Origin of the sequence: Pararhizobium arenae (assembly GCF_001931685.1) — a bacterium.
Classification (GTDB): domain Bacteria; phylum Pseudomonadota; class Alphaproteobacteria; order Rhizobiales; family Rhizobiaceae; genus Pararhizobium; species Pararhizobium arenae.
On record NZ_MOOY01000003.1, the window covers coordinates 236279 to 258098 of the forward strand.

The following is a 21820-nucleotide window of genomic DNA, read 5'->3' on the forward strand; positions in this document are numbered from 1 at the left end:
GTCCTACTTCCGGATGCGCGCATGCTCGTTGACGAAAGTTTCAACGATCTTAAGCTCGGGCTCCAGTATATCGAAACGCTCCTCCCTGACCATCAGGTCAGCAAGCCACGTTGGAAGCGCCGGGTCAATACCGCTGGCCGATTTTACTGCGGCGGGGAATTTTGCGGGATGGGCGGTCGCAAGCGTCACCATCGGGGAGCCGGGCTTCGCATTCTTCTCCGCAACAAACACGCCGATGGCGCTGTGCGGATCGAGCAGATAGCCGGTATCGGCCAACACCGTCTTGATCGTGCGCGCCACTTCCTTCTCGGTGGCGCGACCGGCGCGGAACTCTTTCCTGATCGCCTTCAGCGCCTTTTCCTCGATCTCAAACGCGCCGGATTGCTTGAGGCCTGCCATGGCGAGGCGCACCTTCGAGGCATCACGATCAAAGGCTTCGAACAGCAGCCGCTCGAAATTGGAGGAGATCTGGATATCCATCGACGGCGAGGTCGTCGCCTTCACCGCGCGCATCTCGTAACGGCCGGTCTTCAACGTGCGGGCGAGAATGTCGTTGTCATTGGTGGCGACAACCAGCCTGTCGATGGGCAGGCCCATCTTCTTGGCGACGTAGCCTGCGAAGATATCGCCGAAGTTGCCGGTCGGTACCGTGAAGGAGATTTTCCGGTCCGGGCCGCCGAGCGCGATGGCCGTCGTGAAGTAATAGACGACCTGGGCCATGATGCGGCCCCAGTTGATCGAGTTGACGCCGGAAAGCGCCACGCCGTCACGAAACGGGGTGTCGTTGAACATCTCCTTGACGAGATTCTGGCAGTCGTCGAAATTGCCCTTGATCGCCAGCGCATGGACATTGGAGGCGGTGGAGGTCGTCATCTGGCGCTGCTGCACCGGCGAGACCTTGCCTTCCGGGAACAGGATGAAGATATCGGTGCGGTCACGCCCGGCAAAGGCATCGATCGCCGCACCCCCGGTATCGCCCGAAGTGGCGCCGACGATGGTCGCGCGCTCGCCGCGCTCGGTGAGAACATGGTCCATCAACCGCGCCAGCAGCTGCATCGCGACGTCCTTGAAGGCGAGCGTCGTGCCGTGGAAGAGTTCGAGCACGAAGCTGTTCGGGCCGGTCTGCACCAGCGGCGTCACGGCGGGATGGCGGAAGGTAGCATAGGCCTCGTCGATCATCGCACGGAACTTGTCGTCCGGGATTTCGCCGTCGACGAAGGGCGTCAGGACGGCGAAGGCGATCTCCTGATAGGATCTGCCGCGCAGTGCCCGGATTTCCTTCTTGCTCAGCGTCGGCCAGTGTTTCGGCACGTAAAGGCCGCCGTCACGGGCAAGGCCTGCCATGAGCGCATCGCAGAAACCGAGGGTAGGGGCTTCGCCCCGCGTCGAGACATACTTCACCGTTACCATCCTTCGTCATGCATTCGCCGTTCCGTGTCCGAAGCGGCCGGATCGAGGCGACGTTACGGGAATGACGCGAAAACTGCGGTTCTCTTTGCGTCAAGCCATGGCGAAGCCGCCGGAATTCTGCATCGGAGCTATCGGTGTGGCGGCATTCGAATGCGTTTCGGCCATAAGCCGAACTTTTTAGAAAGCCTGCGGATTCACCAATCGATTTTTCAATGCGCCGCTGCTATAGACCATCGCCAAGGGTCTTGAAAGGCCCAGTTGCGGCGAGTTTGCCCTGCTTGCAGGTACAAACAGGCCCGCAGCGCCAACGATGGGAGTTGCGGCGTTTCGCGCCATGCGATCCAGCCGCCATGCGTAGAGCAGAGGGTTCAGTTACGTGATCGGTAAAGTCTCCAGCCGGATTCTCGGCATATCTCTTCTTCTCATCGCAGCCGGCTGCAACAAGACAGATACCGGCGGCGCGATCGACGCCGGCGGCAGCGCCGCCACTCCGACCCCGGCCGTCATCCAGGGCGCCTGCCCGCAGGTCTTCCTGCTCGACGGCACTGCCATCCACACAAGTTACGCCGGCACGCAGGGCGACCCGACCAAGCTTGCCTATCAAGCGACGCTCGTCGACACGACCCGCCAGTGCGTGCAGAACGAATCGCAGCTCGTCATAACCGTAGTCGCCCAGGGTCGCGTCGTCGCCGGCCCGGCCGGTAGCGCCGGCAGCGTCAACCTCCCGATCCGCGTTGCCGTGACGGATGGCGAAAACACGCTTTATTCCGAACTGACCCAGTATCCGGTCACCGTTCAGCAGGGCGCAGGTGCCGCCCAGTTCATCTTCACCAAGGCCAACATCGCCATTCCGGGCGGTGCCGGCTCCTTCGCGAAGGTCTATGTCGGTTTCGACGAGGGCCCGCAGGGCAAGAAGAAAAAGTAAGCAACAAAAAACCGGCGTTACAGCCGGTTTTTTTACGTTCTATGGAGGGCGCTTTTATGCGCTCATCTCTTCCGACCAGGCCGAAAGTGCTTCGATCGTGCCCGGCAGCGCGCTCATGCGCGAGATGACGGTTTCCGCGCCCGCATCCGTGAGCTGATCGGCGTGGGACGGATAGCTGTGTGAGGCGCCGGTAAAGCCGACGACGCGCATGCCGGCCGCGCGGGCAGCGTGAACGCCATGCACCGAATCCTCCACCACCAGAACCCGCGACGGATCGATGCCGAACTGCTTGGCGCCGTGCAGGTAAATGTCCGGCTTCGGCTTCACCCGGTCTTCGCCGAGATCGCGAGCGGAATAAATATGCTTGCCGAAATGATCCTTGATGCCGAGCTTGCCGAGCATCATGGCAAGCCGCTCCGAGGTCGAGTTGGAGCAGATGCCGTGTGGCAGCTTCAGGCCGGCGAGCATCGGGCGAACGCCGTCGATGATCTTCAGATCGCGTGCCAGCCGCTTGTCGAGAACCTCGTCGTGGCGCTTGATGAGCGAGGCCGAGAGCGGAATGTCGGCTTCCTTCTCGATCTGCAGCAGGGCGTGATGCCAGGTAAGGCCCGCAAAGCGCTCCGCCATCTCCTCGGTCGAGATCGGATAGCCCGCCTCTGTCAGAAGTTCGGCTTCGACTTCGCTGGCGATAATTTCGGAATCGACGAGCACGCCGTCGCAATCGAAGAGAATGAGATCGATGCTGTTCATGGGATATCCTTTGGGAAGACCGCCGCCGTTTACACGATGCGGCCGCAAAGCTCAACCGCGGGCGGCGGGTAGCTGCCATGCAAGGGCGCGATCAAGTGGCAGGCGGCACCGCAAAAAGGTCGAGAAACGTCCGCTCCCCGCTGCGGGTGAACGCGATGCGCCGGCTTTCGGCCTCACGCTTTGCCCAGCCCTTGTCGAGAAACAGGCTGAGCAGCGCTTCCCCGAGCGAACCCGCCAGGTGCGACCGCCGCTCGCTCCAGTCGAGGCAGGTGCGGCAAAGTGGCCGGCGGCGTTTCGTCAGGCTTTCCAGATCGATCCCCAAGCCGGTCATCCGCATGCTGCCGCTATCGGTCAGCACCAGTTCGTCTTCGCGGCTCTCGATGATTTCCTCGGCGATCATGCTGTCGAGCATGCGCACGCCATAGTCGCCGGCGAGGTGGTTGTAGCAGATGCGTGCCTTGCGCAGCGAAGGGTCCTTGGGTCCGAGCCGCTGGCGCAACAGACCGCGGCTCGCGGCAAAGCCCATCAGGTTTTCCAGCAGCAAGCCCACATCGTCGTCGAACAACGAGAAATAGCGGTGCCGGCCCAGCTTGCGTTGTCGCACCAGCTTTCCGGCTTCAAGCTTCGAGAGATGGGAACTTGCCGTCTGCAGCGTGATGCCCGCGGCTCCCGCAAGCTCGGTTGCCGTCAGCGCCCTGCCGCTCATCAGTGCGGTCAGCATGTTGGCGCGGGCGGGGTCGCCGATAAGGGCGCCGATCTGGGCGATGTCCGGTCCTTCTTTCATAGTTCGACCGTAACCGAAGCATCCCATGCGTTCAAGATGGCAAAAAGCATCATCGAAAGACGAAGGGAAAAACGATGATCACCTGTTTCATCCGCTACGAAATCGACCCGTTCAAGAAGGATCAGTTCGCCGACTACGCCCGCAACTGGGGCCAATGCATCCCTCGCTGCGGCGCCGATCTCATCGGTTATTTCGGCCCGCATGAGGGCTCCGCGACGACGGCCTACGGCGTCTATAACATCGAAAGCCTCGCAGCCTACGAGGCCTATCGTGCCCGGCTTGCCGTCGATCCGCTCGGGGGCGAAAACTACCAGTTTGCCAAACGCGAGCGCTTCATCCTGAAGGAAGACCGCATCTTCCTCAAGAACATGTCCCTGCCGCATGCGCCAAAGGTGACGCCATGATCGCGGTGATCTTCGAGGTGACACCCGCGCACGGACGTCGCGACGTCTATTTGCATCTGGCTTCTGAACTTCACGCGCGGCTGAAGGAGATTGATGGCTTTCTCTCGATCGAGCGTTTCGAAAGCCTCAGCACCCCCGGCAAGATGCTGTCCCTGTCTTTCTGGCGGGATGAGGAGGCGGTGCGCCAATGGCGCAATCTTTCGCAGCACCGTGCCGCCCAGGAAGCCGGTCGCCACGGTGTTTTCGCCGATTATCGCCTGCGGGTCGCGGGGGTAATCCGGGACTATGGCCTGAGCGAACGCGAGGAGGCGCCCGGGGATAGCAAGCAGTGGCATCCACAGGCAGTGGAATAGTGATGTGCTGCAGAACCTGATGCGCAGGTCGGTAGCGGCTGCTCGCTACATTTTCGATACCTTGGATCGCTTCGAGAATATCATCAAGCGCGTGGCAATAGTCCCTCGGCATCAGAAGACCCTGATTGCGGATTCTTCTATTCGGTCTTTCAGGCGCGGATGAAGGCCATCGCGCGTGGTGATGTCCACGGCCGTTTTCAGTTTTTCTTCGAGAAGCAGCTTGATGCTCATGAGGTCGAGCGCATTGAAGCGGCTGTTGTCATCGTAATCGATGAAAATGTCGATGTCGCTGGTCGCCTTCGTCTCATCGCGGGCTGTCGAGCCGAAAAGATAGAGAGCTGTTGCCCCCAAATCCTTAATGGCAGCGGCATTGTTTTCAAGCGTGGCGATGGCTTCGTTTTTCAGCATGGCCTGCAAGATAACGTATCCACGATATCCCCGCCATTCCCGACGCTCATTTTTGTAAATCTCGGAGGAAATTCAGCTTTTGGTAACCAACTTCGGTAACCATAAGAGCCTGAAATCTGTTCCGAGTAAGCGTAAGAGCGAGTTGTCCATGTCCATTGTTGTTTCGCCGGCCGATATTTCTCGCGCCGCCCGCCCTTCCGGCTGGCTGGATACCATCATCAAGGGCGACTGCGTTTCAGCGCTCGAAGCTCTCCCAGACAATTCCGTCGATGTCGTCTTCGCCGATCCGCCGTATAATCTGCAGCTCGGCGGCGCACTGACGCGTCCCGACCAGAGCCACGTCGATGCCGTCGATGACGAGTGGGACCAGTTCGTCTCCTTCGATGCCTATGATGCCTTCACCCGCGCCTGGCTGCTCGCCTGCCGCCGCGTCTTGAAGCCTACCGGCACCCTCTGGGTGATCGGCTCCTACCACAACATTTTTCGCGTTGGCGCGACGCTTCAGGACCTCAACTTCTGGATACTGAACGACATCATCTGGCGCAAGACCAATCCGATGCCGAACTTCAAGGGCCGCCGGTTCCAGAACGCCCATGAAACGCTGATCTGGGCGTCTCCCAGCGCCAAGGGCAAGGGTTACACGTTCAACTACGATGCCCTCAAGGCCTCGAACGACGATGTGCAGATGCGCTCCGACTGGCTGTTCCCGATCTGCTCGGGCGGCGAGCGTCTGAAGGGCGAAGACGGCAAGAAGGTGCATCCGACCCAGAAGCCGGAAGCTCTGCTCGCCCGCATCCTGATGGCTTCCACCAAGCCAGGTGACGTCGTGCTTGATCCCTTCTTCGGTTCCGGCACCACCGGCGCCGTCGCAAAGCGTCTCGGCCGCCATTTCGTCGGCGTCGAGCGCGAGCAAGAGTATATCGATGCCGCCGCCGAGCGCATCGCCGCCGTCGAGCCGCTTGGCAAGGCGACACTCTCGGTGATGACCGGCAAGAAGGCCGAACCACGCGTTGCCTTCAACACGCTGGTCGAAAGCGGCCTGATCAAGCCCGGCACGGTGCTGACCGACGAACGCCGCCGTTACAGCGCCATCGTCCGCGCCGACGGCACGATCGCCAGCGGCGGCGACGCCGGCTCGATCCATCGCCTGGGCGCGAAGGTGCAAGGGTTCGATGCCTGCAACGGCTGGACCTTCTGGCATTTCGAAGACGAGGGCGCGCTGAAGCCGATCGATGCGCTCCGCGCCATCATTCGTGCGGATATGGCCAAGATCAATTAAGAGATAGGGTTCCCTGCCCACACCAAAGCCATCGTGCGGTCCCGTACGGTGGCTTTGGTGTTTTTTTAGGGGGGGGCAAGGGCGATGGGCTGCTCTTGGCCCGTTGTGGATGTTCGGTCGTGCTGTCATTTTAGCGCAGACGACAAGAAATCGAGGCAGCACTGCAATGACCGGAAAATTCCTGAAGCGCGGTGCGATCTTTGACACCATTAAGAGCGAAGAGCGCATGAACGCCGTGCAAAAGCGAGCGGGAAAAACCAGGCACCATGTGGACGTCGTCTCCTGTGGTTGCCCTGACGAAAACTGTGGCGCATTTCATATCTTAAGATCAGAGCGCCCTTTGCCCTCAATTGAGGAGGCCGAACAGACCCTGCTCGTCACTCGACAGCAGAGAAAATCGGCTCGGAAGTGAACAGGACTATCTGATGACCACAATTGGGCGCAAAGCGGTCATAAACGATTACATTTGGCTTCAAGGCGACAGGCTTTAGCGAACGAGATTATGCTATAATTTGAGGTGTGGTAGCGTCCCCTTTGCGGGAGAGTATTGGCGGCTCCGATCCTCTGCAGAGGTTATATAAAGCAAATTTCCGAGCGAGCAGATGTACGAGATCAGAAAAAAGACCGGCGATTTCACAAAAACGAGAAAACTGCTTTGGAGAACGGTTATCATTATTGCGAAATCCGTGTTCAGAGAGGAAGGGAAATTCATTTATTTCCTAAAATCAATTGGCCGAAGTGACGCCTTCTGTGTCAATGCTTTGGGATTGGCCTACGGTTTGGAAAGCAACACGGCAAAGATATTGTTATCCAAATTTATCGCGGCCCCCTTTACTGAGCCGAAACACTAGTGACCACACGCATTCTTGAATGCCTGCACGCACGGCAAAGCATAGTTTTTCTCCGAATTAATCCATGGGCGCTAAGCAGTCAGACGTTGGCGAGGGGCTGTCGTCAACGGTGAAAAGGAGCCCCTACAGCATCTTGTCCGGGTCCATGAGCGTCTCAAAACAGCTGTTGCAGTACCCATACTGATACCCCTCGGTCTGCCATGGCTCGACCAGGGTGTCGCAGGCGATGCATTCGATGATCCATCGCTTGGGGCTTTCCCCGACAGGACCGGTGCGCCCTTCGGTCTTTTTCCATGTTTCGGAATTTGAGTTCATCGCCACCACCTTCCTGTCGGTCAGGAACGGAATTCAGAAACAATTTGTTTCCCATTTACCATAAATTTTTATGGGTTTCACGCGCCGATCTCGTATCAAAACAGAATATTCTAAAATAAGAGGTCGCGACCTAACCACTTCTATTTTTTAGAAGAATTTAACCATCCTAGGCCTATCCTTCAGGCAGGCAAACAAGCGTCTGATCCGGCCGGCCGTCCGTGTATCGCATGTGTTTCCGAGTCGGAAGATACCCGGACCGGAACCTCCGCGTGAAGCAGATTAAGCGGGTCGGAGTTTTCGACGGCGCAGGGATGGCCTTCTTCCGGTTTTAGTACCTTCAGTCCCGGGGGAATGCTAAAACGCCCGGAGTTCCAAGGGAACTCCGGGCGTTTCTGTTTTCAGGCGTTATCGTTTTTCTCTCAGAGGAAAAAGTCGTTCGAATACATCTTGGTGACGCCGTTCATCCGGATATCGAAATCCGCGACGCCATCGCCGTTGACATCACCGGAAAGCACGCCGCTTGAGAAACGAAGTTCGCCAGCCTTGTCACCGAACGACGCGCCGCCAATGAAGCTGAAGGCCTGGTTGCCGCTGCGGCCAGTATTGGCGTCGATGGTGGTAAGGTCGATGACGTCTGCCTCGGAATGGCGGAAATCCTGGATGAAATCGCGGGTGCTGCCACGGCCGATTTCGCTCACCGAGTTGAAATCGAACGTATCCGCGCCGCTGCCGCCGACCAGAAGGTCGCTGTTGGCGCCGCCGGTCAGGATGTCGCGGCCTGCGCCGCCATAGAGGTTATCAAGTCCGGAGTCACCCCAGAGGTCGTCATCGTTATTGCCGCCGTAGAGATCGTCGTGGCCCGAGCCGCCATAAAGGTCGTCATGACCATCAAGGCCTTCCAGAAGGTCGTTACCGCCCAGGCCCTTCAGGATGTTGCGGGCGCTGCTGCCGGTGATGTCGTCACTGTAATTGGTGCCGATCGCATTCTCGATGCTGATCAGGTCTTCGTAGTGACCGCTGCCTGTCAATGCCTTCTTGCCGGCAAGGTCGATGTCCACAAACTTGCCGCGCTGCTCGTAGCTGATCGTATCGACGCCCGTGCCGCCGTTGAAGGAGTTGTCATAGCCGATCGAGAGGAATTTGTCGTTGCCGGCATCGCCGTAATAGACGCTGGCCAACGTATCGACCTCGAAGCGATCGTTGCCGTCGCCACCGTGCACGATGTCATACTCGCCCTTGGCGCCGGCGCGGATGTCGGCGATGTAGAGGTCGTTGCCGGTGCCGAGATAGATGTCGTTGCCGCCCTCGAAATAGTTGACGACCATGTCGGAGCCAGCGCCGGCGCTGACGTAGTTGTTGCCGCCGTAGCTGTCGGTGCGGTTCAGGTAGATGTCGTCGTTGCCGTCATAGGCGTAGATTTTCACCGCCGCATACTTGTTCTGAACAATCTTATCGTCGTCGTCGGTGCCGTAAATGGTAGCCATGGAACTGTACCTTTCATGATGAGACGCTGAACTCGATGGGTGCGATCATGCGGCCATCAAGGTGAACGATGGCTGAACCGATTGTGGCGCTTTGGTGATCTTGCGGTGAGCTTTTCGTGGCGCCGTTCAGCTTGCCGCGTCGTAGTCCGTTACATCGACATTCACGATTTTTCCTTCGCTGTCGAAAGTGATCGTTTCCTCGCCGCGGCGGGTCAGGGGGGCTCCCGTTTTGCTGCTGGTAGCCTTCAGGCTCCAGACGGCGCGGGCGGCGAGCGGCGAAACCGGCTCTATCAGGCTGTCTTCGGCCACCTGATCCGGATACTCCTCGAAATAACGCCGGAAGGCGATCATGATCTCTTCGCGACCCTTCAGACCACCGACCTTTCCGGAGGCGTAGCGGGCATCGTCGCTGAAGAAGCTTTCGATCGTGGCGAAGTCGAGTTCGTTGATGGCCTGGTGAAAACGCGCAACGAGCGCGCACGGGTCTATGTCGTCACTCTGGATTGCCTCGTGGAAGCCGTTTTGGGAGATTGGCGCAGCCCGGCATCAGAGCCCGTAATAGGCGAGGTCTGATTTCAGGGTCTGCGGATCGGTGAAATGGATCGCGTGCCAGCCTGCGGCGCGGGCGCCTGCCACATTCGCCATGCTGTCATCGATGAAGAGCGTGGCCGAAGGCGTGAGGCGAAAGGTCTCGGCATGCAATTGGTAGATCGCCAGATCCGGCTTGATCACGCGGGCATCGCCGGAAACCGTCACGCCGCGTGGCAGGGTGAGGAACGGGAAAAGCTTGATCGCCTCCTTGAAAGTGTCCGAGGCGAAGTTGGTGAGCAGGGTCACGTCATGCCCCTGCGCGATCAGTCCTTCCATGATCGAAACGCTTTCGACATAGGCATGCGGCACCATCTCCGTCCAATGCTTGCGGAAGGCACGGATGCTCTCGACGTGGTCCGGATGTTTCGCGATCAGCAGTTCCTCTGCCTCCACCCAGTCGCGGCCGCGATCCTGCTCCAGGTTCCAGTCGTGGGTGCAGACATTGGCGAAGAACCAGCTGCGCTCGGCATCGTCCGGGATGATTCGGCTGAAGGGCAGGTTCGGGTCGTAGTGGATCAGCACCTTGCCGATATCGAACACGATGTGGCGGATCTCGGCCTTGGCCTTGTCGGAACTCATCTTGGCATGCTCCTCGATTTCGGCGTCTGCCGGAAGGCGTCCGGTATAGCCTGGGCGATTGCTTTCTTCATGACGGTGGGCAGCGCCTGATCCTTCAGGGTTTCAGGATGTTCCCACCAGCCATTGCCCGTCTTGAAGCCCTGAGGCTCGTCGCGGGCGGCGAGATTGGCCCGATAGACCGACAAGCGCAATTCAAAATGCGTAAAGACGTGAACGATGGCGCCGCAGGCCTGCCAGTCGGCATCGAAGGGCCGTCCGGCCATCGTGGTGTCGCCATCGATGCGGGCGGTCCATTCCGTGCCCGGCACTTCCGTCATGCCGCCGAGAAGCCCGGTATCCCCGCGCTTTTGCAGGAAAACCGCGCCATCCGGGCGTATCGCGACGAAGGCCGCGCCGACACGCACTGGCTTTTCCTTTTTCGCGGCCTTGCGCGGAAAGCTCTCGGGATCGGCCTCTTTCAAGGCAAGACAGTCTTCGTTGAGCGGACAGAGCGCGCAGGCGGGTCGCTTTGGCGTACAGATCGTTGCGCCGAGGTCCATCAAGCCTTGCGCGAAATCCCCCGGCCGGTCATAGGGCGTCGCTTCGCCCACCAGTGCCCGGAGTTCAGGCTTCGCGGCCGGCAGCGGCGTTTCCACCATGAAGAGCCGCGAAAACACCCGCTCGATATTGCCATCCAGCACAGCGCTCCGGCGGCCGAAGGCGATGGCGGCAATGGCGGCGGCCGTATAGTCGCCGATGCCGGGCAGGGTTTTCAGGCCTTCCTCGGTATCGGGAAAAATGCCGCCATGCCGCTCAGCCACGGCTTCGGCGCATTTCTTCAGGTTGCGGGCACGGGCATAGTAGCCAAGGCCGGCCCATGCCTTCATCACCTCTTCGGTATCGGCCTTCGCCAGATCGGTGACGTCAGGCCAGAGCCGCAGAAACTTCTCGAAATAGGGTTTGACCGCCTGCACCGTCGTCTGCTGCAGCATGACCTCCGAGAGCCAGACATCATAGGGCCGCGCCACGATCCCGCTTTTCGCCATAGGCGGCGAAACGCGCCAGGGCAGGTCGCGGTGGTGCCGGTCGTACCAGGCGAGAAGTCGTTGCGCGATCGGGACCGCAGGCGGTAAAGAGAGCATGATTTGCCGGAAGAGTGATTTGTCGCCTATACTTGGCGGAGTGATCGGCCTCCTTCAAGGCCTATTCGGACAAGGATTTTTCCGGTGAAAGAAGCATGGCGCCCGACGGGCGCGCGCCAGATCAGCGAAGTCGCAAACCGCCTGATCGACCCGGTGCTCGCCAAGCGCGCCGGGATCAGCACCCTTCTGCTCGGCTCCTGGGACGAGATCGCCGGCGAGGACTTTGCCGATTGCACCCGGCCGGAAAAGATCGCCTGGCCGCGCCGCGCCTCCGAGATCGTCGATGGCAGCGGCCATCAGCCGGGCACGCTGGTCGTTGCCTGCGAAGGCGCGCGGGCGCTGTTCCTTACCCATGCTCAAGGGCAGCTGATCCAGCGCATCAACGGCTTTTTTGGCTTCCCCGCCGTCAACCAGCTGCGCATCGTCCAGAAGCCGGTTTCGGTGGCGCCAAAACATCGCGGCAAGCCCCGGCCCTTGACCGGCGAGAAGGCGCGCCAGCTTGAGGATATGGTGGAAGGCATTGAGGACGATGCTCTGAAACAGGCCCTGAGGCGGCTCGGAACGGCGGTGCTTTCGCCACGCCGGCGGTGACTGGGTGTTTTAAGCCCCTCATCCGCCCTTCGGGCACCTTCTCCCCGCAGGCGGGGAGAAGGCGAAACCCGCCGACTTTGGCGGTCGTTAAAGCCTCGCGGGAAGGTGCGGCATATCCCTTCTCCCCGCGAACGGGGAGAAGGTGGCCGACAGGCCGGATGAGCGGCACGTCCGGTTTCGGTTAAATGCGATCCCCGCTCATTCCAACAGCCTTACAGCTTGCTTCTCCAGTCTTATCGCCTTTTGCTGAGATAGGCCTTGAGCCGGTCACAATTGTTTGAACCTTGGTGAGCCGCGGCCCCTTGTGGCTGTCATCAAGGCGCGTTATCGCAATGTCACTCTATTCTCACATCAGGTGTTCCATGTTGCTTTCCGAAATGAGCCCTTTCAAGCGCCTCCTGAGCGGCGTCGCCGTTGCCGCGATCGCCCTGACACTCGCTGCCTGCAGCGACGAAAAGAAGGAAGCCGCCGAAACCGCAAAGCCGGCCGAGACCACCGATACGGCAACCAAGACCGAGATGAAGCCGGCCGACAACATGATGACCTCGTCGACCATGGCGGCAAACACCATGGCCGCCACGCCGATGACGGCAGCTGCCAACCAGACCCCGGCCGCCGCCGAGACGCAGGTTGCCCAGGCGGCTGCTCCCGCCGCCAAGGTCGAACTGCCACAGCCGGAAGGCGAGATCGACGTCGCCAAGCTGATGGCGCCCGGAGCGCTGCCGGAAATGGCGATCGGCAAGGACGACGCCAAGGTGACGATCGTCGAATACATGTCGATGACCTGCCCCCATTGCGCCCGCTTCCACAATGATACCTTCGATACCATCAAGGCGAAGTATGTCGACGGTGGTCAGGTTCGCTTCATCGTCCGCGAATTCCCGTTCGATCCGCGCGCGGCAGCCGCCTTCATGCTGGCGCGCTGCGCGCCCGAAGGCCAGTATTTCCCGATGGTGTCCATGCTCTTCAAGCAGCAGGAACAGTGGGCCGCCGCCCAGAATGGCCGCGACGCGCTCTTGCAGATGTCGAAACTCGCCGGTTTTACACAGGAGAGCTTCGAGGCCTGCTTGACGAACCAGAAGCTTCTGGATGATGTGAATGCCGTGATGCAGAAGGGCGCCAAGGATTTCGGCGTTGCCGCCACCCCGACCTTCTTCATCAACGGCAAGAAATACTCCGGAGAAATGTCGGTTGACATCATGTCGGGCCTCATCGACTCGATGCTGTAAGGTTCCACCGCTTTTTGCAGGGATCAGCGGGCGCAGAAGTGCGCCCGCTTTTTTGTTTGACCGTTCTTTTCTGCGGCTGCCATACCCCCCTCTGTCGGCTGCGCCGACATCTCCCCCTCAAGTGGGGAGATCATTCTTTTCCCATACTTCGCCCAAGCCGAGAAGGTGCGGCATCCTCCCGATCTCCCCCCTTGAGGGGGAGATGTCACGAAGTGACAGAGGGGGGTATGACAGCCGCAAACTGGTAAGATTCTTGGGAGGCTCTTATGCCTCACGCTGACGTTCGCCCCGCCACCCGCAAGAATGCTCGCAGCATGCGCAAGGTTATGACCGATGCGGAGCTGAAACTTTGGAACGAGCTTCGCGCGCATCGTCTCATGGGGCTCGGGTTCCGCCGACAGTTGCCGATCTCCGGATACATCGCCGATTTTGCCTGCCCCGAACATCGCATCATTGTGGAAGTCGATGGCTCTGGTCATGGGGATGACAAGCAGATACGACATGACGCATCTCGCGATCAGATATTGACGTCGCTGGGCTGGACGGTGCTTCGTTTCTGGAACGGTGATGTGTTGACCGATATGGATGGCGTCTGCTCGCACATCGTTCGGGTGGTGGAGATGGCGAGGAAATGAGACCGAGGTCAGATACCCCCCTCTGTCACTTCGTGACATCTCCCCCTCAAGGGGGGAGATCATTCTTTTCCCACTCTTCGCCCAAGCCGAGAAGGCGCGGCATCCTCCCGATCTCCCCCCTTGAGGGGGAGATGTCAGCAGGGCTGACAGAGGGGGGTAAGCGCTCCGCATACTCCGTCCCATCAACGGAGCCCACTCCATGAAATTCACCAAACTCCGTCTGCTCGGCTTCAAGTCCTTCGTCGAACCGTCCGAATTTGTCATCGAGCGCGGTCTCACCGGCGTTGTCGGGCCGAATGGTTGCGGCAAGTCCAATCTTGTCGAAGCGCTGCGCTGGGTGATGGGGGAAAACTCCTACAAGAACATGCGCGCGTCGGGCATGGACGACGTGATCTTCTCCGGCTCCGGCAACCGCCCGGCGCGCAATACCGCCGAAGTCGGCCTCTATCTCGACAATTCCGATCGCACCGCGCCCGCTGCTTTCAACGACAGCGACGAAATCCAGGTCACCCGCCGTATCGAGCGCGAAAACGGCTCCGTCTATCGCATCAACGGCAAGGAAGCCCGCGCCAAGGATGTGCAGTTGCTGTTCGCCGATGCCTCGACGGGTGCGCGCTCGCCTTCCATGGTGGGGCAGGGCCGTATTGGCGAACTGATCGCGGCAAAACCGCAGGCCCGTCGCCAGCTGCTGGAAGAAGCCGCCGGCATTTCCGGTCTGCATTCCCGCCGCCACGAGGCGGAACTGCGCATGCGCGGCGCCGAAACCAACCTCGAGCGTCTCGATGACGTCACCTCGCAGCTTGAAAGCCAGATCGAGAGCCTGAAACGCCAGTCGCGACAGGCCAACCGCTTCAAGATGCTCTCCGCCGATATCCGCCGGCATGAGGCGATGCTCTTGCATATCCGCTGGGTGCAGGCCAAGGAGGCCGAAGCCGAGGCCGACAGCCAGCTGAACCAGATCACCTCTCTGGTTGCCGAAAAAGCGCAGGCCCAGATGGAGGCGGCCAAGAACCAGGCCATCGCCAGCCTGAAGCTGCCGGAGCTGCGCGAGGCCGAAGCCCGCGTAGCCGCCGCCCTGCAGCGCCTGCAGATCGCAAAGTCTCAGCTGGAGGAAGATGCCGGCCGCATCCTGCGTCGCCGCGATGAACTGCAGCGCCGTCTTGCGCAACTCGCCGAAGACATCCTCCGCGAAGAGCGGCTGGTTGCCGACAATGCCGGCATCCTCGCTCGCCTCGATGCCGAAGAGACTGACATCCGCGACATCCTCGGCGAAGCCGGCGAACGGGCCGAAGAGGCCCGTGAACGTCTCGCCGATGCCGCGGATCGGCTGGCCGAGAGCGAAAGGGCGCTCGGCATCCTGACGGCCGAGCGCGCTGAAGCCATGGCGACCCGCAACCAGCTTGAAAAGACCATCCGCGATCTCTCCGACCGGCAGATGCGCCTGACCCGCCAGCTCGCCGATCAGGCCCGCGATCTCGATGCGCTCGACAGCCAGATGTCCGCCTTGCCGGACCCGGAGCAGAAGCGCGAGGAGGTCGAGGCCGCCGAGATCGCTCTGGAAGCCGCAGAAGTCACCATCGCCGAGATCGAGATGGCGCTTTCCGAAGCGCGTAGCGCAGAGGTCGCTGCCCGCCCGCCGGTCGATATGGCGCGTGCGGCGCTGAACGGCATCGAGACGGAAGCCCGTACCATCCGCCGCATGCTCGAAGCCTCGCGCCAGCAGGGCAGCGCGCCGCCGGTTGTCGACGAGATGATCGTCGATCGCGGCTTCGAAACGGCGCTCGGCGCCGCCCTCGGCGACGATCTCGATTCACCGCTCGATCCCGCGGCCCCCGCCCATTGGCGCATGCCGGGCGATGCGCGTCTCGATCCTGCCTTGCCGGGCGGCGTCCAGCCACTTTCGGCCCATGTGAAAGCGCCGGCGGAACTCGCCCGCAGCCTGCGCCAGATCGGGATCGCAGCCGATGCCGAAAGCGCCGAAATCCTGCAGAAGGAACTGAAGCCCGGCCAGCGGCTCGTCACCCGAGATGGCGCCGTCTGGCGCTGGGATGGTCATGTCACCGGTGCCGATGCCCCGAGTGCCGCAGCCCTGAGGCTTGCCCAGAAAAATCGGCTGGAGGAACTGGACGAGGAGGCGGAAAGCGCCCGCGACCTGCTCGATGCGCGTGAAGCCGATCTTGCTGCAGCGGCGGCCCGTATCCGCGCCGAGGACGAGCGCCTACGCCATTCCCGTGACGAGCAGCGCCTTGTCGCCCGCAAGCTGGCCGAAGCCCGCGAGGCTCTGGCCGCCGCCGAGCGCGCGTCGGGCGATCTCGTGCGTCGCCGTGCGGTGCTGGCCGAGGCCAAAAGCCAGCTGGAACTGCAGAACGAAGAGCTTGCCGCCCAGATGGAAGAGGGCAGGGAGGCGCTGGAGGAACTGGCTGATGTCAGCGATCTCGAACAGCGCGTCTCCCATCAGACGGCGGCCGTGACGCTCGACCGAGCCGCCGTGGTCGAAGCCCGCGCCATCCATGATGGCCTTGCCCGTGAAACGGAAGCTCGCCAGCGCCGCCTTTCGGCAATTTCAAGCGAGAGGCAGACCTGGGCCGATCGCGCCAGGAGCGCGCAAGAGCATATCGAGACCTTGCGCGACCGCGAGGCTGAAGCGCGCGAGGAAGCCGAAGAGCTGAACGACGCGCCGGATGCCTTCGACGACAAGCGCCGCGCGCTGATGAACGAACTCAGCAAGGCCGAAGCTTTGCGACGCGAGGCAGCAGACGAACTGGCACTGGCAGAAACCGGTCAGCGTGAAGCCGATCAGCGCGCCGCGACAGCTCTTTCGGAGCTGGCCGAAAACCGCGAGAAACGTGGCCGCGCCGAAGAGAGACTGGTGTCTAACCGCGAAAAGCGCATCGAAATCGAAGCCCGTATCCGCGAGGCGCTGTCCTGCGCCCCGCATAAGGTGATGCGGCTCACCGGCCTTGCCGCCGATGCCGCGTTGCCGGATATCCGCGCTATCGAGCGAGAGCTTGAGCGGCTGAAGATTGAGCGCGAGCGCCTGGGGGCTGTCAACCTGCGCGCCGAGGAAGAGCAGAAGGAGCTTTCCGACAGGCTCGAAGCCATGTTGAAGGAGCGCGAGGACGTCATCGACGCCATCCGCAAGCTGCGCTCGGCGATCCAGAGCCTGAACCGCGAAGGCCGCGAACGGCTGCTGGCCGCCTTCGATGTGGTCAACGCCCAGTTCCAGCGGCTGTTCACCCATCTCTTCGGCGGCGGCACGGCGGAATTGCAGCTGATCGAAAGTGAAGACCCGCTGGATGCCGGCCTCGAAATCCTCGCGCGACCGCCGGGCAAGAAGCCGCAGACGATGACGCTGCTCTCGGGCGGCGAGCAGGCGCTGACGGCGATGGCGCTGATCTTCGCCGTCTTCCTCACCAATCCAGCGCCGATCTGCGTGCTGGACGAGGTGGATGCCCCGCTCGACGACCACAATGTCGAGCGCTACTGCAACCTGATGGACGAGATGGCGGCCTCGACCGAGACCCGCTTCGTCATCATCACCCACAATCCCATCACCATGGCCCGCATGAACCGCCTCTTCGGCGTCACCATGGCGGAGCAGGGCGTTTCCCAGCTGGTATCGGTCGACCTGCAGACCGCCGAACAGCTGCGCGAGGCAAGCTGAAGCGGGAACTATTTCGTGATCTGGCCGTTACCTCCCGGTAACCCGTCAATTTCACAAGGAAATTCCCTTTGAACAAGAATGCCCTCTACATGATCATCGGTGCCCTCGTTGTTGTGGTCGCCGGCTTTTCCTATTACGCCTATCAGGAAGAAAAGAAGCCGGATGGCGTTGAGATCCAGGTCGATCAGAACGGGCTGTCGATCGAAGAGAACTGATCTTCCTCTGAAGTGTCTGATATCCCGTCTTTCGCCCGAAAGACGGGCTATTTTTATGTGGCCACGTTGTGATTTTGGGCCGTTGGAAAATTAACACTGTCTAAAGAAATGTGCTGCAGTGCCCTCGTTTGGGGATTTTATCGCGCTGCGGTCGATGTTAGTCTGCACTTATATTTGAGGGGCTATTGCAGTCGATTTTCAAACGGGCGCCTTGGCCGATATATGGCCCAGGACTTTAGCCGTCGCGGCACCGGCGGCGTGTGGAGCATCAATGAGATTACCTTTACCGTTCGGTGGCGCGCTTTATGTGAAATCCGCCCGGCGATTGAAATGGGTCGAAGACAAGCGGCAGGTGCCGATGGTCATTGTTGCCGGCCTCTGCATTTCCTACTGGACACGTTCGACACTCGATTGGGATCGCCGCCACGAGGAAAGCGCCCGCAAGCTGCAGCGCGCCTCGCTGTAAAGCCGTCCGATCTGGGCATGGCAAGCCGCCTCGTCGCGTCAAGGTCGTGCGCCGGTAACAGTGCCGGTCAGCATCTTGCCAAAACCCTTCTTTCGCTGCTGCTCGGCTTCGTCGCGCAGTCGGCTATCCTCGGCGATGTCGAACCGGAGGAGATCGCTCTAGGCATGACCGTCCTCGCAAAAACACGACCTCGTTCAGAAACCCTCTCGTGAGGCTATTCTGTTTGCAATTGAGCCCCGTTGCGGCATGACGCCGATCCAGAATCGCGACCTTTTGCTGCGCCGCAACAAGTTATCGTTCGCGCCACATTTTCAACGGGATGCACATGCTGTAGTCTCTTGCGACGCAAGTGGGGGAAATTGTGATGAGGAAGTGGGTTTACACCTTCGGCGACGGAACCGCCGAAGGCAGTGCCGCTGATCGGGACCATCTGGGAGGCAAGGGCGCCAACCTTGCTGAAATGTGCAATCTCGGCCTGCCCGTGCCGCCCGGTTTCACCATCGTTACCGATGCCTGTTCGCAGTTTTATGACAATGGCCGCACCATTTCCGACGCGGTGAAGCAGGATGTGCGTCGGGGTATCGCCTTCATGGAAAAGGCAACGGGCCGCGTCTTTGGGGATGTGAGGCGCCCGCTGCTCGTTTCCGTTCGCTCCGGCGCCCGCGCCTCCATGCCGGGCATGATGGATACGGTCCTCAATCTCGGCCTCAATGACATCACCGTCGAGGCGCTGGGCCATGACGCGGGCGATGCCCGCTTCGCCTGGGACAGCTATCGCCGCTTTATCCAGATGTACGGTGATGTCGTCATGGGGCTGGATCATGAGGTCTTCGAGGACATTCTTGAAGACGAGAAGGGCCGGCTCGGCCACGAGAACGACACGGAGCTTTCGGCCGTCGAATGGCAGCATGTGATCGCGCTCTACAAGGCCGCGATCGAGGAGGAACTGGGCGAGACTTTCCCCCAGGATCCGCAGGTGCAGCTCTGGGGGGCGATCGGGGCAGTGTTTTCGAGCTGGATGAATGCCCGCGCCATCACCTATCGTCATCTTCACAACATCCCGGCGGAATGGGGCACGGCCGTCAATATCCAGGCCATGGTCTTCGGCAATCTCGGCAATGCGTCCGCCACCGGTGTTGCCTTCACCCGCAATCCCTCGACGGGTGAAAATGCGCTTTACGGCGAGTTCCTCGTCAATGCGCAGGGAGAGGATGTCGTTGCTGGCATCCGCACGCCGCAGAATATCACCGAGGCCGCACGCATCGATTCCGGCTCCGACAGGCCATCGCTGGAAAAGCTGATGCCGGAGGCCTTCGAGGAGTTCCGGGCCATCTGCAACCGGCTGGAAACCCACTACCGAGACATGCAGGATCTTGAATTCACCATCGAGCGCGGCAAGCTCTGGATGCTTCAGACGCGCTCCGGCAAACGCACCGCCAAGGCCGCGCTGCGCATCGCAGTGGATATGGCGGAAAGCGGCATGATCACGCCGCAGGACGCCGTGAGCCGCATCGATCCAGCCTCGCTCGATCAGTTGCTGCATCCGACCATCGATCCGCGCGCCCGCCGTGACATTATCGGCTCCGGCCTGCCGGCCTCGCCGGGGGCGGCAAGTGGCGAGATCGTCTTCACCTCGGAGGAGGCCGTCACAGCCGAGAAGGAAGGCCGCAAGGTCATCCTCGTGCGTGTCGAGACGAGCCCCGAAGACATACACGGCATGCACGCGGCCGAAGGCATTCTCACCACCCGGGGCGGCATGACGAGCCACGCGGCGGTTGTCGCCCGTGGCATGGGCATCCCCTGTGTTTCCGGCGCCGGCAACCTGCGCGTCGATGTCAGGAACGAACTTCTGGTGGCGGCGGGGATCACGCTGAAGAAGGGAGATGTGATCACCATCGACGGCTCCTCAGGCCAGGTTCTGAAGGGCATCATCGCCATGCTGCAACCGGAGCTTTCCGGCGACTTCGGCAAGATCATGGCCTGGGCGGACCAGAACCGGCGCATGACCGTGCGCACCAATGCGGAGACCCCGACGGACGCCCGCGCCGCCCGCTCTTTCGGTGCGGAAGGCATTGGCCTTTGCCGAACGGAGCATATGTTCTTCGAGGGCGAACGCATCAATGTCATGCGCGAGATGATCCTTGCCGCAGACGAGGCGGGCCGTCGCGTGGCGCTGGCCAAGCTCCTGCCGATGCAGCGTTCGGATTTCGCCGAGCTGTTTTCGATCATGCATGGCCTTCCGGTGACGATCCGCATGCTCGATCCGCCGCTGCACGAATTCCTGCCCAAGACCGATGCGGAGATCGACGACGTCGCCACGCGTCTCGGCATGAAGCCTTCGGAGCTTCGACAGCGCGTCGATGCCCTGCACGAGTTCAACCCGATGCTCGGCCATCGCGGCTGCCGTCTCGCGATTTCCTATCCGGAGATCGCCGAGATGCAGGCCCGCGCCATCTTCGAGGCGGCGGTGGAGGCTGCCCGGGAGACAGGGGCCGCCGTCGTGCCGGAGATCATGGTCCCGCTCGTCGGCCTGAAATCCGAACTCGACTACGTCAAGGCGCGCATCGATGCGGTGGCCAGGGAGGTGATCGGCGAGGCCGGCATCGAGATCGAATATCTCGTAGGCACGATGATCGAACTTCCGCGCTCGGCGCTGCGCGCGCATGTGATCGCCGAATCCGCCGACTTCTTCTCCTTCGGCACCAACGATCTGACACAGACCACCTTCGGCATTTCGCGCGACGACGCGGCCCAGTTTCTCAACACCTATATCCAGAAGGGTATCGTCGAGAAGGATCCGTTCGTGTCGCTCGATTTCGATGGCGTCGGCGAGCTGATCCAGATCGCTGCCGAACGGGGCCGGCGCACCAAGAACGGCCTGAAGCTCGGCATCTGCGGCGAACACGGCGGCGACCCGGCCTCCATCCGCTTCTGCGAGGAGACGGGCCTGGATTACGTCTCCTGCTCCCCATTCCGCGTGCCGATCGCACGGCTTGCTGCAGCGCAGGCGGCGATCAACGGGAAGGGGTAGTTACGATTCTGAATGAAGGATGACACCGGAGGCTTTCGCGGCAACTGCGAGAGCAGTATCGAGCGTCGCCAGGGGTAGGCGCCGCCGCTGCGCAAGCTCAAGGTAGGACGCATCGTAAATCGAAAGATTGTGAATATCTGCAAGCTTAAGCGTCGCACCCCACGCATGAACATGCGTCTCGTCATCGACATCAATGCCAAGCCCGCCGAGATGACGGAGAAAGTCAGAACGCGCGGAGGCGGGAATGCGTTTTCTGCGTACCGCCACACTGAGGCTATTGGCGACCTCCAGATACCAAAGGGATGGAACGACAGCGCCATCTCGAACGATTTTATCAAGCAGCGAAGATGCGGCAGGCGTCAGTTCATCGTCCAAAAGAAAGGCAAGGGTGGCAGAGCAGTCGAGTACGACGCTCATCTCCGACCCTCATCACGAAACCCTTTCCATTCAAGCCAGTCGAAACCTTCCGGCCGGATGCTTTTTGCAAGCTCCCGAATACCTTCTGCGGCCGCCTTCGCGACACCGGCATCTTTCGAGCCAGCTTCCCGGATCATCCGCGCGACGGGCTTGCCATGGCGCGTGATGACAATTTCTTCACCGCTTTCAACGAGTTCGAGAAGTGTTCCGAAGGTATTCTTTGCCTCGAAGGCTCCAACTTTACGCATTATGACGATGCTCCCGGCTAGCTGAGCTAGCTTAGTTTACAGCGATCCGCAGCAAGAAGCAATTTTGGAG

General features: G+C 60.8%; 23 protein-coding genes. 12 read left to right on the forward strand and 11 right to left on the reverse strand.

The window, feature by feature from the left end; all coding sequences use genetic code 11:
* Window positions 1–3: 3 nt before the first annotated feature.
* Window positions 4–1410: a threonine synthase gene (thrC, locus tag BLX89_RS07635; protein ID WP_075290066.1), complete on the reverse strand. Its 1407-nt coding sequence runs from the start codon at window positions 1408–1410 to the stop codon at window positions 4–6.
* A 376-nt stretch (window positions 1411–1786) separates the two neighbouring features.
* Here thrC and BLX89_RS07640 point away from each other — a divergent pair, with 376 nt between their 5' ends.
* Window positions 1787–2335 (forward strand): hypothetical protein, encoded by a 549-nt coding sequence (locus BLX89_RS07640; protein WP_075290067.1) that lies wholly within the window; start codon window positions 1787–1789, stop codon window positions 2333–2335.
* 54 nt (window positions 2336–2389) lie between these two features.
* On the opposite strand, the gene BLX89_RS07645 is transcribed toward BLX89_RS07640, so the two are convergent.
* Both BLX89_RS07645 and BLX89_RS07650 read right to left on the reverse strand, forming a co-directional pair.
* Window positions 2390–3085, reverse strand: coding sequence for an HAD family hydrolase (locus BLX89_RS07645; RefSeq protein WP_075290068.1), 696 nt, complete (start codon window positions 3083–3085; stop codon window positions 2390–2392).
* Between the two features lie 91 nt (window positions 3086–3176).
* On the reverse strand, window positions 3177–3869 hold the full coding sequence (locus BLX89_RS07650; RefSeq protein ID WP_075290069.1) for an ArsR/SmtB family transcription factor: 693 nt from the start codon (window positions 3867–3869) through the stop codon (window positions 3177–3179).
* A 74-nt stretch (window positions 3870–3943) separates the two neighbouring features.
* Between BLX89_RS07650 and BLX89_RS07655 the strand changes: the two genes are divergently transcribed.
* The gene (locus BLX89_RS07655; RefSeq protein ID WP_075290070.1) at window positions 3944–4273 is read left to right on the forward strand and encodes an NIPSNAP family protein; all 330 of its coding nucleotides are present in this window, start codon (window positions 3944–3946) and stop codon (window positions 4271–4273) included.
* Entirely contained in the window at window positions 4270–4626 is a 357-nt protein-coding gene (locus BLX89_RS07660) for an antibiotic biosynthesis monooxygenase family protein (protein WP_075290071.1), read from the forward strand. Before BLX89_RS07655 ends, BLX89_RS07660 begins: the two co-directional genes overlap by 4 nt.
* 111 nt (window positions 4627–4737) lie before the next feature.
* Here BLX89_RS07660 and BLX89_RS07665 read toward each other — a convergent pair whose 3' ends face one another.
* Window positions 4738–5034: a nucleotidyltransferase family protein gene (locus BLX89_RS07665; RefSeq protein WP_075290072.1), complete on the reverse strand. Its 297-nt coding sequence runs from the start codon at window positions 5032–5034 to the stop codon at window positions 4738–4740.
* Window positions 5035–5182: 148 nt separating this feature from the next.
* Between BLX89_RS07665 and BLX89_RS07670 the strand changes: the two genes are divergently transcribed.
* The gene (locus BLX89_RS07670) at window positions 5183–6313 is read left to right on the forward strand and encodes a site-specific DNA-methyltransferase (protein WP_075290073.1); all 1131 of its coding nucleotides are present in this window, start codon (window positions 5183–5185) and stop codon (window positions 6311–6313) included.
* A 974-nt stretch (window positions 6314–7287) separates the two neighbouring features.
* Here the strand turns inward: BLX89_RS07670 and BLX89_RS07685 are convergent.
* From BLX89_RS07685 to mutY, 5 genes are all read right to left on the reverse strand, one after another.
* Entirely contained in the window at window positions 7288–7479 is a 192-nt protein-coding gene (locus BLX89_RS07685) for a hypothetical protein (protein WP_075290076.1), read from the reverse strand.
* Between the two features lie 419 nt (window positions 7480–7898).
* Complete coding sequence (locus BLX89_RS07690) at window positions 7899–8963, reverse strand: calcium-binding protein (protein WP_075290077.1); 1065 nt, start codon at window positions 8961–8963, stop codon at window positions 7899–7901.
* A 126-nt stretch (window positions 8964–9089) separates the two neighbouring features.
* Window positions 9090–9452, reverse strand: a complete 363-nt coding sequence (locus BLX89_RS07695; protein WP_075290078.1) for a nuclear transport factor 2 family protein — start codon at window positions 9450–9452, stop codon at window positions 9090–9092.
* 57 nt (window positions 9453–9509) lie between these two features.
* Complete coding sequence (locus BLX89_RS07700) at window positions 9510–10133, reverse strand: HAD family hydrolase (protein ID WP_075290079.1); 624 nt, start codon at window positions 10131–10133, stop codon at window positions 9510–9512.
* Entirely contained in the window at window positions 10130–11254 is a 1125-nt protein-coding gene (gene mutY / locus BLX89_RS07705) for an A/G-specific adenine glycosylase (RefSeq protein ID WP_075290080.1), read from the reverse strand. Before mutY ends, BLX89_RS07700 begins: the two co-directional genes overlap by 4 nt.
* An 84-nt stretch (window positions 11255–11338) precedes the next feature.
* On the opposite strand from mutY, the gene BLX89_RS07710 reads away from it, so the two are divergent.
* The 8 genes from BLX89_RS07710 (at window position 11339) to ppdK (ending at window position 21085) form a co-directional block, all read left to right on the forward strand.
* On the forward strand, window positions 11339–11845 hold the full coding sequence (locus tag BLX89_RS07710) for a DUF721 domain-containing protein (RefSeq protein WP_075290081.1): 507 nt from the start codon (window positions 11339–11341) through the stop codon (window positions 11843–11845).
* Between the two features lie 362 nt (window positions 11846–12207).
* Window positions 12208–13074, forward strand: coding sequence for a DsbA family protein (locus BLX89_RS07715; protein WP_075290082.1), 867 nt, complete (start codon window positions 12208–12210; stop codon window positions 13072–13074).
* A gap of 266 nt (window positions 13075–13340) precedes the next feature.
* The gene (locus tag BLX89_RS07720; RefSeq protein WP_075290083.1) at window positions 13341–13709 is read left to right on the forward strand and encodes an endonuclease domain-containing protein; all 369 of its coding nucleotides are present in this window, start codon (window positions 13341–13343) and stop codon (window positions 13707–13709) included.
* A 199-nt stretch (window positions 13710–13908) separates the two neighbouring features.
* Window positions 13909–17373: a chromosome segregation protein SMC gene (smc, locus tag BLX89_RS07725; RefSeq protein WP_075290084.1), complete on the forward strand. Its 3465-nt coding sequence runs from the start codon at window positions 13909–13911 to the stop codon at window positions 17371–17373.
* A 68-nt stretch (window positions 17374–17441) separates the two neighbouring features.
* A complete protein-coding gene (locus tag BLX89_RS24775) occupies window positions 17442–17588 on the forward strand; it encodes a hypothetical protein (RefSeq protein WP_198935130.1) in 147 nt (48 codons plus the stop codon).
* Window positions 17589–17859: 271 nt separating this feature from the next.
* A complete protein-coding gene (locus BLX89_RS24185; protein ID WP_143523544.1) occupies window positions 17860–18054 on the forward strand; it encodes a hypothetical protein in 195 nt (64 codons plus the stop codon).
* Between the two features lie 17 nt (window positions 18055–18071).
* Window positions 18072–18266 (forward strand): hypothetical protein, encoded by a 195-nt coding sequence (locus tag BLX89_RS07730; RefSeq protein ID WP_075290085.1) that lies wholly within the window; start codon window positions 18072–18074, stop codon window positions 18264–18266.
* 152 nt (window positions 18267–18418) lie between these two features.
* A complete protein-coding gene (gene ppdK, locus BLX89_RS07735; RefSeq protein ID WP_075290086.1) occupies window positions 18419–21085 on the forward strand; it encodes a pyruvate, phosphate dikinase in 2667 nt (888 codons plus the stop codon).
* On the opposite strand, the gene BLX89_RS07740 is transcribed toward ppdK, so the two are convergent.
* Together BLX89_RS07740 and BLX89_RS07745 are read right to left on the reverse strand one after the other, a co-directional pair.
* Window positions 21086–21502, reverse strand: a complete 417-nt coding sequence (locus BLX89_RS07740) for a type II toxin-antitoxin system VapC family toxin (RefSeq protein ID WP_075290087.1) — start codon at window positions 21500–21502, stop codon at window positions 21086–21088.
* Window positions 21499–21750 (reverse strand): type II toxin-antitoxin system Phd/YefM family antitoxin, encoded by a 252-nt coding sequence (locus tag BLX89_RS07745; protein ID WP_075290088.1) that lies wholly within the window; start codon window positions 21748–21750, stop codon window positions 21499–21501. Before BLX89_RS07745 ends, BLX89_RS07740 begins: the two co-directional genes overlap by 4 nt.
* Window positions 21751–21820: the final 70 nt, after the last annotated feature.

Excerpts from the sequence above, each read along its gene's own strand:
- mutY (WP_075290080.1), bottom strand. The coding sequence starts at position 11,254 with ATGCTCTCTTTACCGCCTGCGGTCCCGATCGCGCAACGACTTCTCGCC.
- BLX89_RS07700 (WP_075290079.1), bottom strand. The coding sequence starts at position 10,133 with ATGAGTTCCGACAAGGCCAAGGCCGAGATCCGCCACATCGTGTTCGAT.
- BLX89_RS07740 (WP_075290087.1), bottom strand. The coding sequence starts at position 21,502 with ATGAGCGTCGTACTCGACTGCTCTGCCACCCTTGCCTTTCTTTTGGAC.
- BLX89_RS07670 (WP_075290073.1), top strand. The coding sequence starts at position 5,183 with ATGTCCATTGTTGTTTCGCCGGCCGATATTTCTCGCGCCGCCCGCCCT.
- BLX89_RS07685 (WP_075290076.1), bottom strand. The coding sequence starts at position 7,479 with ATGAACTCAAATTCCGAAACATGGAAAAAGACCGAAGGGCGCACCGGT.
- BLX89_RS24185 (WP_143523544.1), top strand. The coding sequence starts at position 17,860 with ATGAGATTACCTTTACCGTTCGGTGGCGCGCTTTATGTGAAATCCGCC.
- BLX89_RS07665 (WP_075290072.1), bottom strand. The coding sequence starts at position 5,034 with ATGCTGAAAAACGAAGCCATCGCCACGCTTGAAAACAATGCCGCTGCC.
- BLX89_RS07720 (WP_075290083.1), top strand. The coding sequence starts at position 13,341 with ATGCCTCACGCTGACGTTCGCCCCGCCACCCGCAAGAATGCTCGCAGC.
- BLX89_RS07660 (WP_075290071.1), top strand. The coding sequence starts at position 4,270 with ATGATCGCGGTGATCTTCGAGGTGACACCCGCGCACGGACGTCGCGAC.
- ppdK (WP_075290086.1), top strand. The coding sequence starts at position 18,419 with ATGAGGAAGTGGGTTTACACCTTCGGCGACGGAACCGCCGAAGGCAGT.
- smc (WP_075290084.1), top strand. The coding sequence starts at position 13,909 with ATGAAATTCACCAAACTCCGTCTGCTCGGCTTCAAGTCCTTCGTCGAA.
- BLX89_RS07650 (WP_075290069.1), bottom strand. The coding sequence starts at position 3,869 with ATGAAAGAAGGACCGGACATCGCCCAGATCGGCGCCCTTATCGGCGAC.
- BLX89_RS07645 (WP_075290068.1), bottom strand. The coding sequence starts at position 3,085 with ATGAACAGCATCGATCTCATTCTCTTCGATTGCGACGGCGTGCTCGTC.
- BLX89_RS07655 (WP_075290070.1), top strand. The coding sequence starts at position 3,944 with ATGATCACCTGTTTCATCCGCTACGAAATCGACCCGTTCAAGAAGGAT.
- thrC (WP_075290066.1), bottom strand. The coding sequence starts at position 1,410 with ATGGTAACGGTGAAGTATGTCTCGACGCGGGGCGAAGCCCCTACCCTC.
- BLX89_RS07730 (WP_075290085.1), top strand. The coding sequence starts at position 18,072 with ATGGCAAGCCGCCTCGTCGCGTCAAGGTCGTGCGCCGGTAACAGTGCC.
- BLX89_RS07690 (WP_075290077.1), bottom strand. The coding sequence starts at position 8,963 with ATGGCTACCATTTACGGCACCGACGACGACGATAAGATTGTTCAGAAC.
- BLX89_RS07715 (WP_075290082.1), top strand. The coding sequence starts at position 12,208 with ATGTTGCTTTCCGAAATGAGCCCTTTCAAGCGCCTCCTGAGCGGCGTC.
- BLX89_RS07745 (WP_075290088.1), bottom strand. The coding sequence starts at position 21,750 with ATGCGTAAAGTTGGAGCCTTCGAGGCAAAGAATACCTTCGGAACACTT.